The following is a 16,847-nucleotide window of genomic DNA, read 5'->3' on the forward strand; positions in this document are numbered from 1 at the left end:
TCTCCTGGGTTACGATCACGTCATGGACGGCTACTTCGGGTCCTACGTGCTCGTCGCCGCGCTGCTCGCCATCGGTGTCGCCATCGTGGCGGGCGCCCTGTTCGCCAACCGCCTCCTCCGCCCGACCCGGCCCACGCCCGAGAAGCTGACCACGTACGAGTGCGGGGTCGATCCGGTCGGCGAGGGCTGGGCCCAGTCGCAGGTCCGCTACTACGTCTTCACCTACCTCTACGTCGTCTTCGCCGTGGACGCGGTCTTCCTGTTCCCCTGGGCCACCGTCTTCGACGCGCCCGGCTACGGAATGACCACGCTGGTGGAGATGTTCGTCTTCCTCGGCTTCATCGCCCTCGGCATCCTGTACGCCTGGCGCAAGCGCGTCCTGACCTGGACCTAGGCCCCGGGTTCTGGCACCTTGACTCGTCCGCGGCCTGCACGACGACATCATGGGCGCGCACCGGTCCCCGTCGCCGGCGGACCGGCCGGGCGCGGGGCCGCCCGTGGGCCTGGCCAGGATCGCGAGTCTTGCCCTCGCCGGGGTGACCCACTTTCTCGCGCCCGCCTTCCTGCTGCTCGGCGTCTACCTCCTGACACGCTGGACGCTGTTCCTCGTCCTGCTCGCCCTCGTGGCCCTGGACCTGGCCTGGCTGCTGCGCCCCCGCTCGATCCCTTCCCGGAGGGCGCCGAGCGTCTCACCCGTGACGACGCGCCCGGCCTGTTCGCCCTGCTCGACCGGATCGGCACCGAGGTCGGGGCGCCCCGGACCGACGTGGTGGCCCTCAGCGGCGCGGTGAACGCCTCGTTCCGGATCTACGGCCGGCGGCGGCGCGTGGTCGAGATCGGCTACCCGCTGTGGCTGATCCTCACCCCGCAGGAACGCGTGGCGCTCCTCGCCCACGAGATGGCCCATTCGAGCAACGGCGACGGCCGCCACGGGCTCGTCGTGAGCAGCGCGATGCACTCGCTCGGCGTGCTGCACGACGTGACCAGGTTCGACTGGCAGCCGGGGGCCAGGGCGGCGGGCGCGGCGGCCATGGGGTCGCTGCTGGACGGGCTGGCCACCAGGGCGCACTCCGCCGTCAGGTTCCTGGAGACGAGCGCCCATTTCGTGAAACCCGAAGACCTGTGGGCGTCGTTGCGGGCGGCCGTGGACGGGGTGCCGGACTCCGAGCTCGAACGCCGCCGCCGCGCCGGCCGCCTGGAGGAGTTGCGGGTGGACCAGACGCATCCGGCGACGTACCTGCGGATGGAGTGGGTGGCGGGGCTGGCGTACCCGGAGGCGCGGGTGCGCGCGACGGAGATGGAGGTCATCGAGCGTGAGCTCGAACGGCCCGCCGAGCGGGTGGCCCGCGCCGTCAGAGAGGATGCCCAGTCGGCCTTGTACCACTGATTCCTTGGCCTGCCATGTGATCCGGGCCAGAATGGACCACATGGCAGGAACGGATCTCCCGATGCCCACTGTGGGCGCCCTCTCCAGGTTGGCGCCCAAGCCCATGCGCTTCGTGCTCAACTGGGGCCGCCGCTACTCCCTGTGGGTGTTCAACTTCGGGCTGGCCTGCTGCGCCATCGAGTTCATCGCGGCCTCGACGAGCCGGCACGACTTCATCCGCTTCGGCGTGATCCCGTTCGCGAACGGCCCCAGGCAGGCCGACCTCATGATCGTCTCGGGCACGGTCACCGACAAGATGGCCCCGGCGGTCAAGCGCCTCTACGAGCAGATGCCCGACCCGAAATACGTGATCTCGTTCGGTGCCTGCTCCAACTCCGGCGGCCCCTACTGGGACTCCTACTGCGTCACCAACGGCGTCGACCAGATCATCCCGGTCGACGTCTACGTACCCGGCTGCCCGCCCAGGCCGGAGGCCCTCCTCTACGGCATCATGAAGCTCCAGGAGAAGATCGCGGGGGAGAAGCTCAGCGACCGCTACATCTGGTCCCGCTCCCACACGAGCTCCTCGGAGGAGGCGTGAGCGGCCTCGCCGAGCGGTTCGGCGACCGCGTCCAGATCACCGAGTCCTACGGCGACACCACCGCAGACGTCGCCCCCGCCGACTGGATCGAGCTGCTGATCTACGTCCGCGACGAGCTCGGCCACACCTTCTTCGACTGGCTCACCGGCGTCGACGACCCGCCCGAGTCCTTCCAGATCGTGGCCCACGTCTACAACCAGGCGGCCGGGCGGCGCCTGCTGCTGCGCACCCGGGTGCCGCGCGAGAACCCGCACCTGCCCACCGCCGTGGGCGTCTACCGCGGGGCGAACTGGCACGAGCGCGAGACGTACGAGATGTTCGGCGTGATCTTCGACGGCCACCCCTACCTGGTCCCGCTGCTGCTGCCCGACGGCTTCGAGGGCCACCCGCTGCGCAAGGACTTCATCCTGGCCGCCCGCGTGGCCAAGCCGTGGCCCGGCGCCAAGGAGCCCGGCGAGTCGGGCCACGGCGCGCCGAGCCGCCGCAAGACGCTTCCGCCAGGAGTTCCAGCCGACTGGGGGCCGCCCGATGCTTGAGGTCGTCATCAGCTTCGCCGTCATTATCGTCGTCTTCCTGGTGCTTCCGCTGATCATCGGCCAGACCGAGCACAAGGTCATGGCCCACATGCAGTCGCGCCTCGGCCCCATGTACGCGGGCGGCTTCCACGGCTGGGCGCAGCTCATCGCCGACGGGGTGAAGTTCGCCCAGAAGGAGGACATCATCCCGGCCGCGGCCGACCGCCGCATCTTCATGATCGCCCCCGGGGTGGCGCTGGTCCCCTACCTGGTCGTGCTGATCGCCATCCCGCTCGACCGCGACCTCGTGGCCGTCGACCTCGACCTCGGCCTCTTCTTCGTGCTCGCCGTCATGGGCATCGGAGTGCTCGGCTCGATCATGGCGGGCTGGGCCTCGGCCAACAAATACTCGGTGCTCGGCGGGATGCGGTCGGCGGCCCAGCTCATGTCGTACGAGCTGCCGCTGGTCCTGGCGGCCTCGTCGGTGGCCATGGCGGCGGGCACGCTGTCGATCCCCGGGATCGTCGAGGCGTGGCAGTGGTGGTGGCTGCCGTGGCAGGCCATCGGCGGCGTGGTGTTCTTCATGGCGGGCCTGGCCGAGCTGCGCCGGCCCCCGTTCGACATGCCGATCGCCGAGTCCGAGATCATCATGGGCCCGATGACCGAGTACACGGGCATGCGCTTCGCGCTCTTCATGCTCGCCGAGTACGCCGGGATCGTCGTCCTGTCGTTCCTGACCACGGTGTTGTTCCTGGGCGGCTGGCAGGGCCCGTTCCTGCCCGGCTGGTTGTGGACCCTGGTCAAGGTCTTCCTGCTGGCGTTCGTGGTCATCTGGCTGCGGGTGACCTATCCCCGGCTCCGCGAGGACCAACTGCAGAAACTCGCCTGGGCCGTTCTCGTCCCGCTGGCCCTGGTGCAATTGGCGCTCACGGGAATCGTCAGAGTTCTCGTCTGACGGAAACTTTATTTCCGACTTATTCGTCATTCCTGGGCAGGGGGCCTCAGGGGGAATGACGAGTGAATCAACTCCTTCCATGCGCGGGCGCGACCAAGAGCGGCCGATGCCCGAAAACCGTTCTCACCTCTCAAGACCGGACGCTGATCGTCACGGACAAGGCCACCGGCCATTCCGTACGCGTGGCGCCGGCCCGCCTTTACCACTACGACCATGACGGCGTTCAGGGCCTGGCCGCCCTTGACCCCGACGGCCTGGTGCTGCTCGACTTACCCGGCGACTGGCACCCGCCCCACCTGCGGGACTTCGCCCTCAAGGCGGCGATCCCGCTGGAGGACGCCCGCGGCCACGCCGCCGAGGAGACGCGAGCCGTCCTGGCCGCCCGCGCCCCCGGCTGGCAGCGCGTCCGCGGCCTTCCGCTGCCCTCCATGGCCAAGTGGCGAAAACCGGTGGGCATCTGCGTGGCCGTCGCCGGAGTGGCCTTGATGGCGTACCTGGCGTCGCTCGGAATGTGGACCGCCTGGCGCGGCCTGTCCTCGATCGGCCGCCTGATCCTCGACCTTCTCGACGCCAAATGGCTGGTCGTGGCCTTCAGCCCCGTATTACTGCTGCTCCGCCCGGCATCGGTGCGGGCGCATCGCTGGCGCACGAAACGCGGCACCGTTCTGGGGCCGCCCGGGGGCCCTTGCCTCAGCACCAAATCCGGGAGCCGGCTCCAGATCGTCCACGGCAACGAGGTCACGGCGAACCTGCGCCTGGGGGAGAATCCCGGGCAGGCGTTCAGCCTGCTCCTCTACCACTACGACGGCCTGACGGGCCTGCTCGTCCTCGACCGCTTCGGCCGCTCCCTCCACCACCTCCCGGGCCGCTGGTCCCCGGAGGAGACGGACCGCTTCGCCAGACGCCACGCGCTCATGCTGGCCGTGCATCGGGTGTCGCGCGAGGAGTATCTGACGCTGACCAAGGACAGCAAGAACGCCACCCCTTGAACCCATTGATGACGAGGTGAGCCCCCCGGGTACCCCCGGTACCGTCGCCGGCGTCCGTCGGCTCGCTCACTTCGGGCGGTTCGGGGGCGCTGTGGCTTCGTTGAGGTTCAGGGGCGCTATGGCGAGGCTGCGGCGGGTGCGTTCGAAGATGTGACTCGGCCGGGTCCGCGGCGGTGAGCAACCGGTTGAGGTGAAGATGTACGTAACTGCCCAGGAGCGACTCGAGCGGGACCGTCAGCCGCCCCTCGCGGTCGAGTTCGGCCAGCCGCGCCGACGCCGCTTCCAGCACACCGCGCCGCTCACCGAGTAGCCCTTCGACGGGGTGCAGCGCACCGGCGCGCTCAGTGATGCCGCGCAGCCTGGCAGGCGCCTTTTCCGGCGGAGCGGCGTCCAGGGCCGCCATGTCGGCGAGCAGTTCACCGAATTCCTCAGCGACCTTGTGGCACGAGGAACGCTCCGCCAGACGTCGTTCACCAGACCCCCACCCGCGCCCTCACCCGGCCTGCGCGCCATTCACCACACTCGAACCCGTGCCACTCCAACCCGGACCCGTTTACCGTTTGCCCAGGGATACACCTCACGCCCACACGCTTGGACCGCTCAATCCGCATCCCGAATCCCGTAACACCCACCCCGGCCTCAGGCCACCTCACACCAGCGCCTTCGAACCCCACCTAAGCGCACGCACCTCAAACCCCCGACGCCCCTCGCGGCAAACCCACCACCACCACCAACCAGCAAGAACCCAGCCACCAACCAAAATCACAAACCAACGAGCGTCAGCGAACGATCGCCAACATCACATCCGAAGCCGAAGGACGCTCATCCGGCCGCTTGTTCAAACAAGCCCCCACGATTGCCCGTAAGCCCGGCGGCAACGGCGACAAATCCGGATGAAAGGTGAGCACCCGATTGAACACCGCCGGCACCGTGTCCTCCCCGAACGCCGGCCGCCCCGTAGCCGCGAACATGATCGTCACAGCCCAGCTGAACACATCGGAAGCCGGCCCCACAGTCTCCCCGGTCAACTGCTCAGGCGACATATAAGGCGGCGTCCCCACCATTTTCCCGGACGTCATCGTCACCTGGTCAAGCGCCCGCGCGATCCCGAAGTCGATCACCCGAGGCCCGTCGTTCCCGATCAGCACATTGCTCGGCTTGAAATCACGATGGACGATCCCCGCCTTGTGGATGGCCGCCAGCGCCCCCGCCGTGGACAACGCCAGCCGCGTCAAACTGTCCTGGTCACGCGGCCCACGCTTCTTGACGAGCTGCTCCAGCGACGGCCCCTCCACATATTCGCTGACAATGTACGCGTGGTTCCCCGTGATGTTCACATCCAGCACACGGGCTGTGGAAAACGTCGCCACCCGCTGGGCCGCCTCCACCTCCCGCGCGAACCGCGCCCGAGCCATCTCGTCGACCAGATCGTGCAGCACCTTCACGGCGACCCGTGTCCCGTTGGGCGCCGCGGCCAGATAAACCGTCCCCTGCCCACCGCGTCCGAGCGACTGGAGCACCCGATAGTGCCCGATCCACTCGGGCTCCCCGGGCCGCCGCCGATGGGACTCTTCACGCCGCGGCCGATGGGTCTCCTCGTGCCGAGGCCGATGCGGCTCCCCGGACCGGCCATGATGCGGTTCCCCGGACCGGCCATGATGAGGCTCACCCGCCCGGCCGTGATGAGGGTCTGGGGCGCGCCCCTGATGAGCCTCCCCGGATCGCCGCTGATAGGGCTCGCCGTGCCGAGGCTGAAAGGTGGGCGCGGTGGTCCGCTGCCGCAGGTCCATGTGCTGGTACGCGGGAACCGTCCCCTGCCGGGCGCGCACCATGAAAGGCACCAGGATCCCGGAGTGGATGATCCCGCCCAGCCAGCTGACCGCCAGCCCCACCGTGGACACCGTGCCCAGCGGCTCAGGCGTCTCGACCTCGGAGTAGGCTACGGCCGCGATCACGAACACGCCGGTGCTCACCAGGTAGATGGACGCGGCCACGGCATGCCAGACGCTGCGCAGCCAGAAAGCCGCGAACCCGATGGAGAACGGGGTCGCCAGACCGCACGTGAACAGGGGCAGGCAGGCCCACGCGACGGCGGCCGCCCAGGCCCCGCCACTGGGACGGATCCGATGGCTCTGCTGCATGGCCGAGAGACTATCGCCCCGCCGTGTTTCATACCGGTGCATGCACACAGCTTGTGGATAACCTCCCCTCTTCCTGTGGACGGCTGTGGAAAAACTGGGGACAACGCTCTGGCTCATTCACCTGCGCGGCCAAGTACGTCATGATGTTGAACCATGGCGCGGATACCGGGAGTCGGACTGGCAAAGGGGCTGTCCATCACCCTTCGCCACATGCTGCGCAAATCGGTTACGCAGCAGTATCCCGAGGTCAAGCCAGCGCTTCCGCCCCGCAGTCGAGGAGTTATCGCCCTAGTTGAGGAAAACTGCACCTCTTGCATGCTCTGTGCCCGAGAGTGCCCCGACTGGTGCATCTACATCGACTCCCACAAGGAGACCATCCCCGCCCCCGAGGGCGGCCGCGCTCGCCAGCGCAACGTGCTCGACCGCTTCGCGATCGACTTCGCGCTGTGCATGTACTGCGGCATCTGCATCGAGGTCTGCCCCTTCGACGCCCTCTTCTGGTCCCCGGAGTTCGAGTACGCGGAAGGCGACATCCGCAACCTCCTCCACGAAAAGGACAAGCTCGCCACCTGGACCCAAACGGTCCCCCCACCCCCACCTCACGACCTCGGCGCCGAACCTCCCAAGGAACTGACGGCCGCCCCCCGCCGCCCGACCCCGGACCGCCCAGCCCGTACGACCGCCGCGCGCCCCGCCCGTACAACCGCTTCCCCCGCCCCAAAGGAAGGCGCCAAGCCGACCCCGGAAGCCCCGTCACCCGAGTCCCCACCCCCAGCGGCAGACCCCACCCCCGGCGCCTCGGACACGGCCGAGCCCTCAGACACGCCTTCGACCACGAAGGCGCCACAGCCAGCCTCCCCGCCGCCGTCGAGCACCCCAGGCGACCGCCCTCGCCGGCCCATGACGAACGTACGAGGCATCCGCCCCCCAGGCGCCCTCCCGCCCCAGGACGACCCCTCCACCCCACCGGCCACGAACGAGCCGGCCGGGGAAGACCCAGACACGCCCTCATCGGCCGCGAACGAGCCGACAGGGCAGGACCCAGGCGCCACCCCACCCGCCGCGAACGAGCCGGCCGGGGGAGACCCGGACGTCGCCTCATCGGCCGCGAACGAGCCGTCGCCCGGATCCGCCGCAGACCAGCCCCCTCAGGGCCAAGCTTCATCCACAGGACAACCGCCTCCAGGAAAGTTGTCCACAGCCTCGGACGAACCGCGACCGGAGTCCGAGCCGGAGGAGCAGACTTCTGCCGCGAGCCCCCGCCAACGCAAGATGGCCGATCCACGGTCCATCCGACCGCCAGGGCGGCTCGGCCCTGACGACACGAGGGAGTCCGAGGAGGAGTCGTGACCGAGGTGGTGCCCTCCTACCTGTCACCCACCGGGCAAGAAATCGTCTTCTTGCTGCTGGGCGCGGTAGCGGTTGGATCAGCCCTGCTCGTCGTCACGACCAAACAGCTCGTCCACGCCGCCCTGTGGCTGGTCGTCTGCTTCGGCGCCCTGGCCGGCGGCTACCTCGTGCTGACCGCCGAGTTCGTCGCCTGGGTCCAGGTGCTGATCTACGTGGGCGCGGTGGTGGTGCTGCTGCTGTTCGGCATCATGCTCACCCGTGCTCCCATCGGCCGCTCCGCCGATCTCGACAGCGGCAACCGGCTGGTCTCGGCCCTGGTGGCGGTGGTGACGGCGGCCATCCTGGTCACGGTGGTCATCGACGGCTTCCGTACGGCCTACACCCCCCTGACTCCCGGCGCCGGAGCCGCGAAAGAACTGGGCGCCAGCGTGTTCGCCACCTGGGTGCTGCCGTTCGAGGCGCTGTCGGTGCTCCTGCTGGCCGCACTGATCGGCGCCATCGTCCTGTCCCGCACCGACATCCCGGGCGCCTCCCCAGACCACCCCGGCCCCACCCCAGCCCCCAGCACGGCGGGAAACGCCTCAACCCCCGGCCCAGCCGCAAGCACCTCGCAGCTCCACCCGCCCAACAGCGCCACCCCCGCTCATCTCGACAGCAGCGACACCGCCCCAGGCCGGCCCGACATCGCCACCGCCCCCGATCAGCCGGGGAGGTCCTCACCACCCGACCGGACCCTGGGCAGCACACCGCCCGATCAGACCGGGGGTCATTAGTGCACATCGTCTACCCGGCGGTAGTCTCCGCGCTCCTCTTCTCCATCGGCGTCTACGGCGTGCTCGCCCGCCGCAACACGATCCTCGTGCTGATGTCCGTGGAGCTGATGCTCAACGCGGTCAACCTCAACCTGGTCGCGTTCGACGTGTGGCTGCGAGACCGCCTGCACAGCGGCCAGGTCCTCACCCTCTTCGTCATCGTCATCGCAGCCGCGGAAGTGGGCCTGGGCCTCGCGATCGTGCTGGCGCTCTACCGCAACCGCCGCACCGTCGACATCGATCACCTCCGCGACCTGGCCGAGCCCGCCACCTACCCCGGCCAGGAGACGACCCCACCCGACCAGGGAGAAGAGCTCCGCCCGGACAGCATGGCCGCACCCACCCGAAGCCCGCTCCGCCGAAGCCGTGCCGACCGGCCCGAAGACCTCCCCACCTCCGCCCAGCCGAACGACCAGCACCACAGCCACCCAGAACGCCCAGGCCAGCCGGCACCTTCAGCAGAGACCCAAGACGGCCAAGAGGACGAGCAGCCCGTCAGGCGAGGTGGCACCCGATGACGACCTTCCCGCTGCTGACCGTCCTCCTCCCCTTCGCCGCCGCCTTCGCGGGCCTGCTCCTCTCCCGCTGGCCACACAAACGACCAGAAAAGCACCCAACAGGGACCTCCACCCCAGGCACCCAGCCGAACACCCGGGCAGCCTGGATGGCGATCCTCCCCACCGCGGCCTCGGCGATCCTGGCCACCTGGCTCGCCTGGGACCGCGGTCTCGCCTACTTCACCGCCACCACGACATCACCACCCCCCACAGGCCAGACCTACGGCTCGATCGTCACCGGCGGCATCCCGATCTCGCTCACCCTCCAGGCCGACGACCTGTCCGCGATCCTCGGCGTCCTGGTGACCCTGGTGGCCTTGGCCGTACAGGTCTATTCGGTCGGCTACCTCAGAGGCGACCCGCGCTACCCCTCCTACAGCGCGTTCATCAGCCTGTTCACCAGCGCCATGCTCCTGGTCGTCTACGCGGGCGACCTCCTGGTCCTCTACGTGGGCTGGGAGATCATGGGCCTCTGCTCCTACCTCCTCATCGGCCACTGGTGGGAAGACCGGGACAACTCCCGCGCGGCGATCAAGGCGTTCCTCGTCACCCGCCTCGGCGACGTCGGCTTCCTCTTCGGCATCTTCGTCCTGGGCATGGCCGCCGACAGTTTCCGCATCGCCGACGTGCTGGCCAAGGTGTCGGAGATGTCGCCCGCCACCCTGGTGACGGCCACGATGCTCCTGCTGGCCGGCGTGGCGGGCAAGAGCGCGCAGGTGCCCCTGCACACCTGGCTTCCCGACGCCATGGCCGGCCCGACGCCCATCAGCGCCCTGATCCACGCCGCCACCATGGTCGCCGCCGGCATCTTCATCGTGGCCAGGCTCTTCCCGGCGTTCCTCGGCGCACAGCCCACGCTCGACGTCCTGGCCGTCATGGCCGCGCTCGGCATGCTGGGCGCCGCCCTGGCCGCACTCGCGCAGGACGACCTGAAACGCGTGCTCGCCTACTCCACGGTCAGTCAGCTCGCCTACATGGCCGGCGGCCTGGCCGCGGGCTCCGACACGGCGGCGATCTTCCACCTGGTGACGCACGGCGCGTTCAAGGCACTGCTGTTCCTCTGTGCGGGCGTGGTGATCCACCACGTCGGCTCCAACCTGATGACCCAGATGGGCGGTCTGCGCCGCGAGCTGCCGGTCACGTTCGTCACGATGACGATCGGGTTCGCCGCCCTGATGGGCATCCCCCCGGCCAGCGGCTTCTTCAGCAAAGACGGTCTCCTGCTGGCGATGGACGAGGCGCTGTCCACCGGCGGCCTGACGGACGCGGCCGCGTTCCTCCTGTACGGCTGCGCCCTCGCGACCGTGGCCGTCACCGGCGCCTACGCCACCAGAGCCTGGCTCCGCACGTTCTTCGGCGAGGCGAGAGTCGTGGCGCTCCCCGAACCGGAACCCGGCACCGCCCACGTCGTGGACGTCCGCGAGGCCCCCCGCACGATGCTCGTCCCCGTCGTCCTGCTCGCCGCCCCCGCCCTTCTCCTGGGCTTCGTCGGCGAACCGCACCTCGACCTCGGTGTGGCGGCGATCAGCGTGGTGCTCGCGCTGCTGGGCGCCGGCGCGGTCTACGCGTTCTGGCGCCTCGACCCCGTCGCCGACCCGGCCCGCCTCCTGGGCCCGCTGAGAGCACCATGTGAGCGGGCGTTCTACGTGGACGAGCTGTACGCCACCCTCTTCGTACGCCCGGTGCTGGCCCTGGGCAGGCTCGTGGTGAGGACGGACGACGTGGTCGTGGACGGCGCGGTCCGCGGCTCGGGCAGGTCGGCGCGCGGATTGTCCGGAGTGCTACGCCTGGCCCAGAACGGTAACGTCCAGCTCTACGTGAGCGGTTTGCTGGCCGGCGTCCTGTTGATCGTGATCGGGGCGGTGGTGTTCGCATGATGGGCTGGCTTCCCGTCGCACTGCTCGCCGTGCCACTGCTCGGCGCGCTCCTGCTCCTCCTCGCCCCGCACACGCTCCGCCCCCTGCTGCGGCCGTACGGACTGATCCTTTCCGGCCTCACGCTGGCGCTGAGCCTGCTGATGGTGGCGACGTTCGACTACGGCGGCCCGGCGCGCGTGCAGTTCGAGGTCGACCAGCCGTGGATCCCCGGGCTGGGGCTGCGCTTCCACCTCGGCGTCGACGGGATCTCACTGCCGCTGATCGCGCTGACGGCCCTGCTGACGTTCCTGTGCTTCGTCTACCTGTCCAAACCGAATCCCAGGGCGCGGGCGCTCGTGTTCACGCTGCTCGTGCTCGAAGTGGGCATGATCGGCACCTTCCTCGCCCTCGACCTTCTCCTCTTCTTCGTGTTCTTCGAGATCGTCCTCATCCCGATGTACTTCCTGATCGGCATCTGGGGCGGCGAGGGGCGCAGGGCGGCGTCGATCAAGTTCATCCTGTACACGCTGCTCGGCTCGGTCGTGATGCTGCTCGGCCTGCTGCTCGTCTGGGCCCAGACCGGCACCCTCGACATCGAGGCGCTGAGCGCGGCCCACGGCGCCGGAATGCCCAAGTCGGTGCAGATCCTGGCGTTCGTGGCGATCGGCATCGGTCTGGCCGTGAAGACCCCCATGTGGCCCCTGCACACCTGGCTCCCCGACGCCCACACGGAGGCACCCACCGTGGGCTCCGTGCTGCTCGCCGGGGTGCTGCTGAAGATGGGCACCTACGGTTTCGCCAGGATCGCCATCCCCGTCCTGCCCGAGGGCGCGGTGGCGGTGGCGCCGTGGCTGGGCGCGTTCGCCGTGGTGGGCATCGTGTACGGCGCCCTGGCCTGCCTGGCCCAGCGCGACCTCAAACGCATGATCGCCTACTCGTCCGTCGGCCACATGGGCTTCGTCCTGCTCGGCTTCGCCACCCTGACCCCCGTCGGCATCAACGGCGCCCTCTTCGCGAACGTGGCCCACGGCCTGATCACCGGCCTGCTGTTCTTCCTGGCCGGAGGGATCAAGGACCGCTACCACACCGCCGACATGCCCTCGCTCGGCGGCGGCCTGCTCGCCACGTTGCCCCGGCTGGGCTCGTTGCTGACGTTCGCCTCCATCGCCTCGCTCGGGCTGCCGGGGCTGGCCGGTTTCTGGGGCGAGATGCTGGCGCTGCTCGGGGCGTACCAGCCGGCGGACGGGCTGCCGCGCGGGCTGTTCCTCACGTACATGGTGATCGGAGGGCTGGGCGCGGTCCTGACGGCCGCCTACTTCCTGGTCATGCTGTCCCGCGTCACCCACGGCCGCCCCCAGGCCCCCACGGCGACCACCCCGCCCGGCGGCGGCGAAACCCCCCACGAAGTCACAGTCACAGTCACAGCCACAGCCACGACCACCACCACGACCCTGGCCCCGCCCCGCCCGCACGAGCCGCCGACCGACGTCAGAAGGCGCGAACTGCTCGCCTGGACCCCTCTGATCGTCCTCATCCTGCTCTTCGGCCTCTGGCCGGGCCTTCTCCTCTCGCTCACCACACCGCCCGTGCAAGCCCTGCTGGGAGCCCTCTCATGATCCAGCAGATCGACTATTTCCTGATCGCGCCCCCGCTGGCGCTGGCCCTGGTCGCGGGCCTGGTGCTGCTGCTCGACGCCTTCCTCCCCGCCCGCCCTCACACCAAGACCGTCCTGGGCGCCGTCACCCTCGCAGGCATGGCGATCTCCCTGGGCTTCCTCGTCGCCCAGGCGGCCACGCAGGGCGGCAGACCTCGGTCCACGTTCTGCGTCCCGCCGCACCTCGACCCGACCCGCCAACTGTGCTCCTACGTGGTGGACAGGTTCACGCTGGTGTTCGCGGGCATGGTGCTCGTCGCGGCCGTCGTGGTCGTCCTGATGTCGATGACCGAGTTGGCGGGCGGCGGCATCCCCGTAGGGGAGTGGTATTTCCTGCTCCTGTGCACCCTCGTCGGCGCCGTCACCCTGCCCGCCTCCCGCGACCTGATCATGCTGGTGGTGGCGCTCGAGCTGGTCTCGCTCCCGGTCTTCGCCCTGACCGCGCTGAAACGCTACGACGGCCGCTCGTCGGAGGCGGCCGTCAAGCTCTTCGTCGTCTCGGTGGTCTCCACGGCGATCATGCTCTTCGGCGTGTCACTCCTGTACGGCATCGCGGGGACGGTCTTCCTGTCACGCCTGGCGGCGGTGCTGAGCGGCCAGGCACCCGCCCCCGGGCTGGCCTTGACGGCGGCGACCGGCCAAGACCTGCCCGCCGTGGTCACCGTAGGCGTGGTCCTCGTCGTGGCCGGCTTCGCCTTCAAGATCGCCGCGGTGCCCTTCCACGCGTGGGCCGCCGACGTCTACCAGGGCGCCCCCATACCCGTGGCCGCCCTGCTCTCGGTCATCTCCAAGGCGGCCGGGTTCGCCGGGCTGATCCTCATCCTGGTCGCCGCCCTGGCCGGGCAGGCCGCGACCTGGGCCCCGATCGTGGGCATCCTCGCCGCGCTGACCATGACCGTGGGCAACCTGCTCGCCATGCGGCAGCGCTCTGCCGTACGCCTGCTGGCCTGGTCCTCGGTGGCGCAGTCCGGCTACATCCTGGCCCCCTTGGCGGTGGCGGGCAGCATGGCGGCGGCGGTCAGCGCGTCGATGGCGTACCTGATCATCTACGCCGCCATGAACCTCGGCGCGTTCGCGGTGGTCATGCTCGTGTCCAGAATCGCGGAGCGCAACGAGCTCGACGACTATCGCGGCCTGGCGTTCCGGAGCCCGGCGGCGGGCATCGCGCTCGCGTTCTGCCTGGTCTGCCTGGCCGGCCTGCCTCCGGGCCTCGCCGGGCTCTTCGCCAAGGTCTTCGTCTTCCGCGAGATCGTCGAAGCCGGCTGGGGCTGGCTGGCGCTGGTCATGGCCGTCAACACGGTGATCGGCCTCTACTACTACGTCGTCTGGACGGCCCGGCTCTTCACGCCGGCCGCCGGGACGGCACCGCGCCCGCGCCCCTCGACCTGGATCGCGATCGGCCTGGCCACGGCGGTGGCCGTGCTGTTCTCGATCGCCCCGCAGCTCGTTCTGGATATGACCTCTTTCTCCGGCTGAACCGGGCAGAGTAGCGCCGGTAAGTCGCGCTCCGCCCTCAGCTGAGCACGGCGGGGAACGATGGACCGGGTCATCAACGTTGGACGAGGTGAACCCAGGCCACGAGAGGGGGAGCCTTGCACCACAACGGTCTGCGCACCGCCGTTCTGCTCGGCGGGCTGTCTGCGCTGATTGTCGCGGTGGGCGCGTGGTTGGGCGGCGGCACCGGTATGCAGATCGCGCTCGTGCTCGCCCTGGCGAGCAATGGCGTCGCCTACTTCTTCTCCGATCGCATCGCGCTGTCCGCCATGCGGGCCAGGCCCGTCAGCGAGGTCGAACAGCCGACGCTCTACCGGATAGTCCGCGAGCTCTCCACCGAGGCCCGCCAGCCGATGCCCCGTCTCTACATCTCGCCGACGGTGCAGCCGAACGCGTTCGCGACCGGCCGCAGCCCCCGCCAGGCCGCGGTCTGCGTCACGTACGGGCTGACCAGGCTGCTCGACGAGGCCGAGCTGCGCGGCGTGATCGGGCACGAGCTGTCACACGTGTACAACCGGGACATTCTCATCTCCTCGGTCGCCGGTGCGCTGGCCACGATGATCACCTGGGTCAGCTACGTTGCCGTGTTCTTCGGCGGTTCGGACGATGACGAGGGCCCCGGCTTCCTGGGCGCGCTGCTGATGATGGTGCTCGGCCCCGTGGCGGCCGGAATGGTGCAGATGGCGATCTCCCGCACACGGGAGTTCCAGGCCGACGAATCGGGCGCCCGGCTAACCGGCGACCCGCTCGCCCTCGCCTCGGCGCTCCGCAAGATCGAGATGGGCGCCCGCAGGCTTCCGCTCCCCGAGAACAGCCGCCTCACCTCGGCCTCGCACATGATGATCGCGAACCCGTTCAGCGGCTCCGGCTTCGGCCGCCTGTTCTCCACCCACCCGCCGACGTCCGAGCGGGTCGCCCGGCTCGAGCGCATGGCCGGCTACCGTCGTTGAGCGCCGGAATGGGCAGATCTCCGCGGTTGACCGAGGCCGAGCGCAAGCTCTGGAACGCCTTCCCGACGGGCGAGATGGTCGAATTGGGCTCGTTCGAGATCGGCACCAGCCGCCAGGCCGGCGCGAACGCGCCCACGGACGGCGACACCTGGGGGCCGGAGCGCTCGATCAGGGCCGAGGTGATCGCCTCACTCCTGCTCGGCGCCCGCGACGTGAACGCCGGCTCGGTCCCCTCCGTACGCCTGCGCGGCGCCCGGATCACCGGCCGCCTGCTCATCCTCGGCGGCACGATCTCGCACGAACTCATCCTCAGCGGCTGCCATCTGGACGAACCCATCCGCCTCACCGGCTCCACGACCCGCACCATCCGCCTGACCGACTGCCACCTCCCGGGGTTCAGCGGCAGCGGCATGCACGTGGCGGGCCATCTCAGCCTGTCCGGCTCGACCATCACCGGCACCGTACGCCTGAGCCGCGCCCAGTTCGAGAGCGGCCTGTGGCTCGGCGGCACCAAGGTGACGGCCGACAACGACGAAAACTGGGCCCTCTACGCCAACACGATCGTCGTGGACTCCGGCACGTACATGAGCAACGCCCACTTCACCGGCGGAATCAGCCTGCTCGGCGCCCGCCTGAACGCCGGATTCTTCCTGGAAGGCACGACCCTCCACAACCCCGGCAAACAAGCACTCAACGCCGAGAACATGGCCGTCGAAGACACCATGCGCTGCACCAACGGATTCCAGGCATCAGGCTGCTTACGCCTACGAGGCGCCCGTATCAGCGGAACCCTCTCCATCGACGGAATCGTCCGCAGCCCCGACACCCGCTACGCGCTCCACATGAGCCACATGGAGGTCCGCGAGCTCTACCTCAAACCGGCCGAACCCATCGCAGGTGTCGTCACCCTCGCCCATACGACATTGGGCACCCTGCACGACCGTCCGGACACCTGGCCGGAGAAACTCCGCCTGAACGGCCTGACCTACGACCGCTTACGCGGCTCCGGCGTACCCGAGCGCATCGACTGGGTCACCCGCGATCCGGAGGGTTTCCGGCCGCAACCGTACGAGCAACTGGCCGCCTGGTACCTCCGCGACGGCAACGACGTCCTCGCCCGCCGTACCCAGCTCGCCAAGCTCCGCGCCAGAAGGCAGACCCAAGGACTCGGTGGCCGCGTCTGGGGGAGGCTGCTCGACCTCGCGGTCGGCTACGGCTACCGCCCCTGGCTCGCAGGCCTGTGGTTCACGTTGCTGCTCGCGCTGGGAACGGTCGTCTTCGCCCTCAACCCTCCAAGAGCGCTCAAGCCCACCGAGAGCCCCGATTTCAACTCGTTCGCCTATTCCTTCGACCTACTGCTCCCCATCCCCGCATTCGGGCAACGAGAGCTTTTCGACCCGCTGGGGTGGACGCAGTGGCTCGCGTACGGACTGATCGTCTGCGGCTGGATCCTCGCCACGGCCCTCATAGCCGGCGCCACCCGCATCCTCCGCCCGCAGTAACCCCTCGATCGCCCGCGTAGGGAGGCCTACGAAGCGATGATCCGGGGCACACGACAACGACAAAGCTCACATCGCCCTCGCGAACACACGAACGGGCGCGCCCGG

Annotated in this window: 15 protein-coding genes and 1 pseudogene; 15 read left to right on the plus strand and 1 reads right to left on the minus strand. The window is 69.4% G+C overall.

Annotation, left to right across the window (positions count from 1 at the left end; translation table 11 throughout):
- Positions 1-22 precede the first annotated feature (22 nt).
- From ndhC to AB0I15_RS18430, 7 genes are all read left to right on the plus strand, one after another.
- Positions 23-394 (plus strand): NADH-quinone oxidoreductase subunit A, encoded by a 372-nt coding sequence (gene ndhC, locus AB0I15_RS18400; RefSeq protein WP_358096331.1) that lies wholly within the window; start codon positions 23-25, stop codon positions 392-394.
- 49 nt (positions 395-443) lie between these two features.
- Positions 444-791 (plus strand): hypothetical protein, encoded by a 348-nt coding sequence (locus AB0I15_RS18405; RefSeq protein WP_358096334.1) that lies wholly within the window; start codon positions 444-446, stop codon positions 789-791.
- Positions 767-1,387, plus strand: a complete 621-nt coding sequence (locus tag AB0I15_RS18410) for a hypothetical protein (protein WP_358096336.1) — start codon at positions 767-769, stop codon at positions 1,385-1,387. Before AB0I15_RS18405 ends, AB0I15_RS18410 begins: the two co-directional genes overlap by 25 nt.
- Positions 1,388-1,490: 103 nt before the next feature.
- Positions 1,491-1,967, plus strand: coding sequence for an NADH-quinone oxidoreductase subunit B family protein (locus tag AB0I15_RS18415; RefSeq protein WP_358096440.1), 477 nt, complete (start codon positions 1,491-1,493; stop codon positions 1,965-1,967).
- Positions 1,964-2,503 carry an NADH-quinone oxidoreductase subunit C gene (locus AB0I15_RS18420; protein WP_358096339.1) on the plus strand — a complete coding sequence of 180 codons (540 nt, stop codon included), beginning with the start codon at positions 1,964-1,966 and terminating at the stop codon, positions 2,501-2,503. Before AB0I15_RS18415 ends, AB0I15_RS18420 begins: the two co-directional genes overlap by 4 nt.
- The gene (gene nuoH, locus AB0I15_RS18425; RefSeq protein ID WP_358096342.1) at positions 2,496-3,437 is read left to right on the plus strand and encodes an NADH-quinone oxidoreductase subunit NuoH; all 942 of its coding nucleotides are present in this window, start codon (positions 2,496-2,498) and stop codon (positions 3,435-3,437) included. The genes AB0I15_RS18420 and nuoH overlap by 8 nt, the downstream gene beginning before the upstream one ends.
- A 62-nt stretch (positions 3,438-3,499) precedes the next feature.
- Positions 3,500-4,426, plus strand: a complete 927-nt coding sequence (locus AB0I15_RS18430) for a hypothetical protein (protein ID WP_358096345.1) — start codon at positions 3,500-3,502, stop codon at positions 4,424-4,426.
- Positions 4,427-5,205: 779 nt separating this feature from the next.
- Here the strand turns inward: AB0I15_RS18430 and AB0I15_RS18435 are convergent.
- Positions 5,206-6,567, minus strand: a complete 1,362-nt coding sequence (locus AB0I15_RS18435) for a protein kinase (protein WP_358096347.1) — start codon at positions 6,565-6,567, stop codon at positions 5,206-5,208.
- Positions 6,568-6,882: 315 nt separating this feature from the next.
- On the opposite strand from AB0I15_RS18435, the gene AB0I15_RS18440 reads away from it, so the two are divergent.
- The 8 genes and pseudogenes from AB0I15_RS18440 to AB0I15_RS18475 all read left to right on the plus strand — a co-directional run bounded on the left by AB0I15_RS18440 (position 6,883) and on the right by AB0I15_RS18475 (position 16,742).
- Positions 6,883-7,917: a 4Fe-4S binding protein gene (locus AB0I15_RS18440; RefSeq protein ID WP_358096350.1), complete on the plus strand. Its 1,035-nt coding sequence runs from the start codon at positions 6,883-6,885 to the stop codon at positions 7,915-7,917.
- Positions 7,914-8,690 carry an NADH-quinone oxidoreductase subunit J gene (locus tag AB0I15_RS18445; protein ID WP_358096353.1) on the plus strand — a complete coding sequence of 259 codons (777 nt, stop codon included), beginning with the start codon at positions 7,914-7,916 and terminating at the stop codon, positions 8,688-8,690. Before AB0I15_RS18440 ends, AB0I15_RS18445 begins: the two co-directional genes overlap by 4 nt.
- A pseudogene (gene nuoK, locus AB0I15_RS18450) lies at positions 8,690-8,989 on the plus strand (NADH-quinone oxidoreductase subunit NuoK); the annotation flags it as partial. The gene AB0I15_RS18445 and the pseudogene nuoK, both read left to right, overlap by 1 nt.
- Before the next feature lie 254 nt (positions 8,990-9,243).
- Positions 9,244-11,163: an NADH-quinone oxidoreductase subunit L gene (locus AB0I15_RS18455; protein WP_358096356.1), complete on the plus strand. Its 1,920-nt coding sequence runs from the start codon at positions 9,244-9,246 to the stop codon at positions 11,161-11,163.
- The gene (locus AB0I15_RS18460; protein ID WP_358096359.1) at positions 11,160-12,758 is read left to right on the plus strand and encodes an NADH-quinone oxidoreductase subunit M; all 1,599 of its coding nucleotides are present in this window, start codon (positions 11,160-11,162) and stop codon (positions 12,756-12,758) included. The genes AB0I15_RS18455 and AB0I15_RS18460 overlap by 4 nt, the downstream gene beginning before the upstream one ends.
- On the plus strand, positions 12,755-14,272 hold the full coding sequence (locus tag AB0I15_RS18465) for an NADH-quinone oxidoreductase subunit N (RefSeq protein ID WP_358096362.1): 1,518 nt from the start codon (positions 12,755-12,757) through the stop codon (positions 14,270-14,272). Before AB0I15_RS18460 ends, AB0I15_RS18465 begins: the two co-directional genes overlap by 4 nt.
- Before the next feature lie 116 nt (positions 14,273-14,388).
- Positions 14,389-15,240 (plus strand): zinc metalloprotease HtpX, encoded by an 852-nt coding sequence (gene htpX / locus AB0I15_RS18470; protein WP_358096365.1) that lies wholly within the window; start codon positions 14,389-14,391, stop codon positions 15,238-15,240.
- Between the two features lie 8 nt (positions 15,241-15,248).
- Entirely contained in the window at positions 15,249-16,742 is a 1,494-nt protein-coding gene (locus AB0I15_RS18475; RefSeq protein ID WP_358096368.1) for a hypothetical protein, read from the plus strand.
- The last annotated feature ends 105 nt before the right edge of the window (positions 16,743-16,847 follow it).

The sequence above is a fragment of the Nonomuraea sp. NPDC050643 genome, assembly GCF_040654715.1.
Lineage (GTDB): Bacteria > Actinomycetota > Actinomycetes > Streptosporangiales > Streptosporangiaceae > Nonomuraea.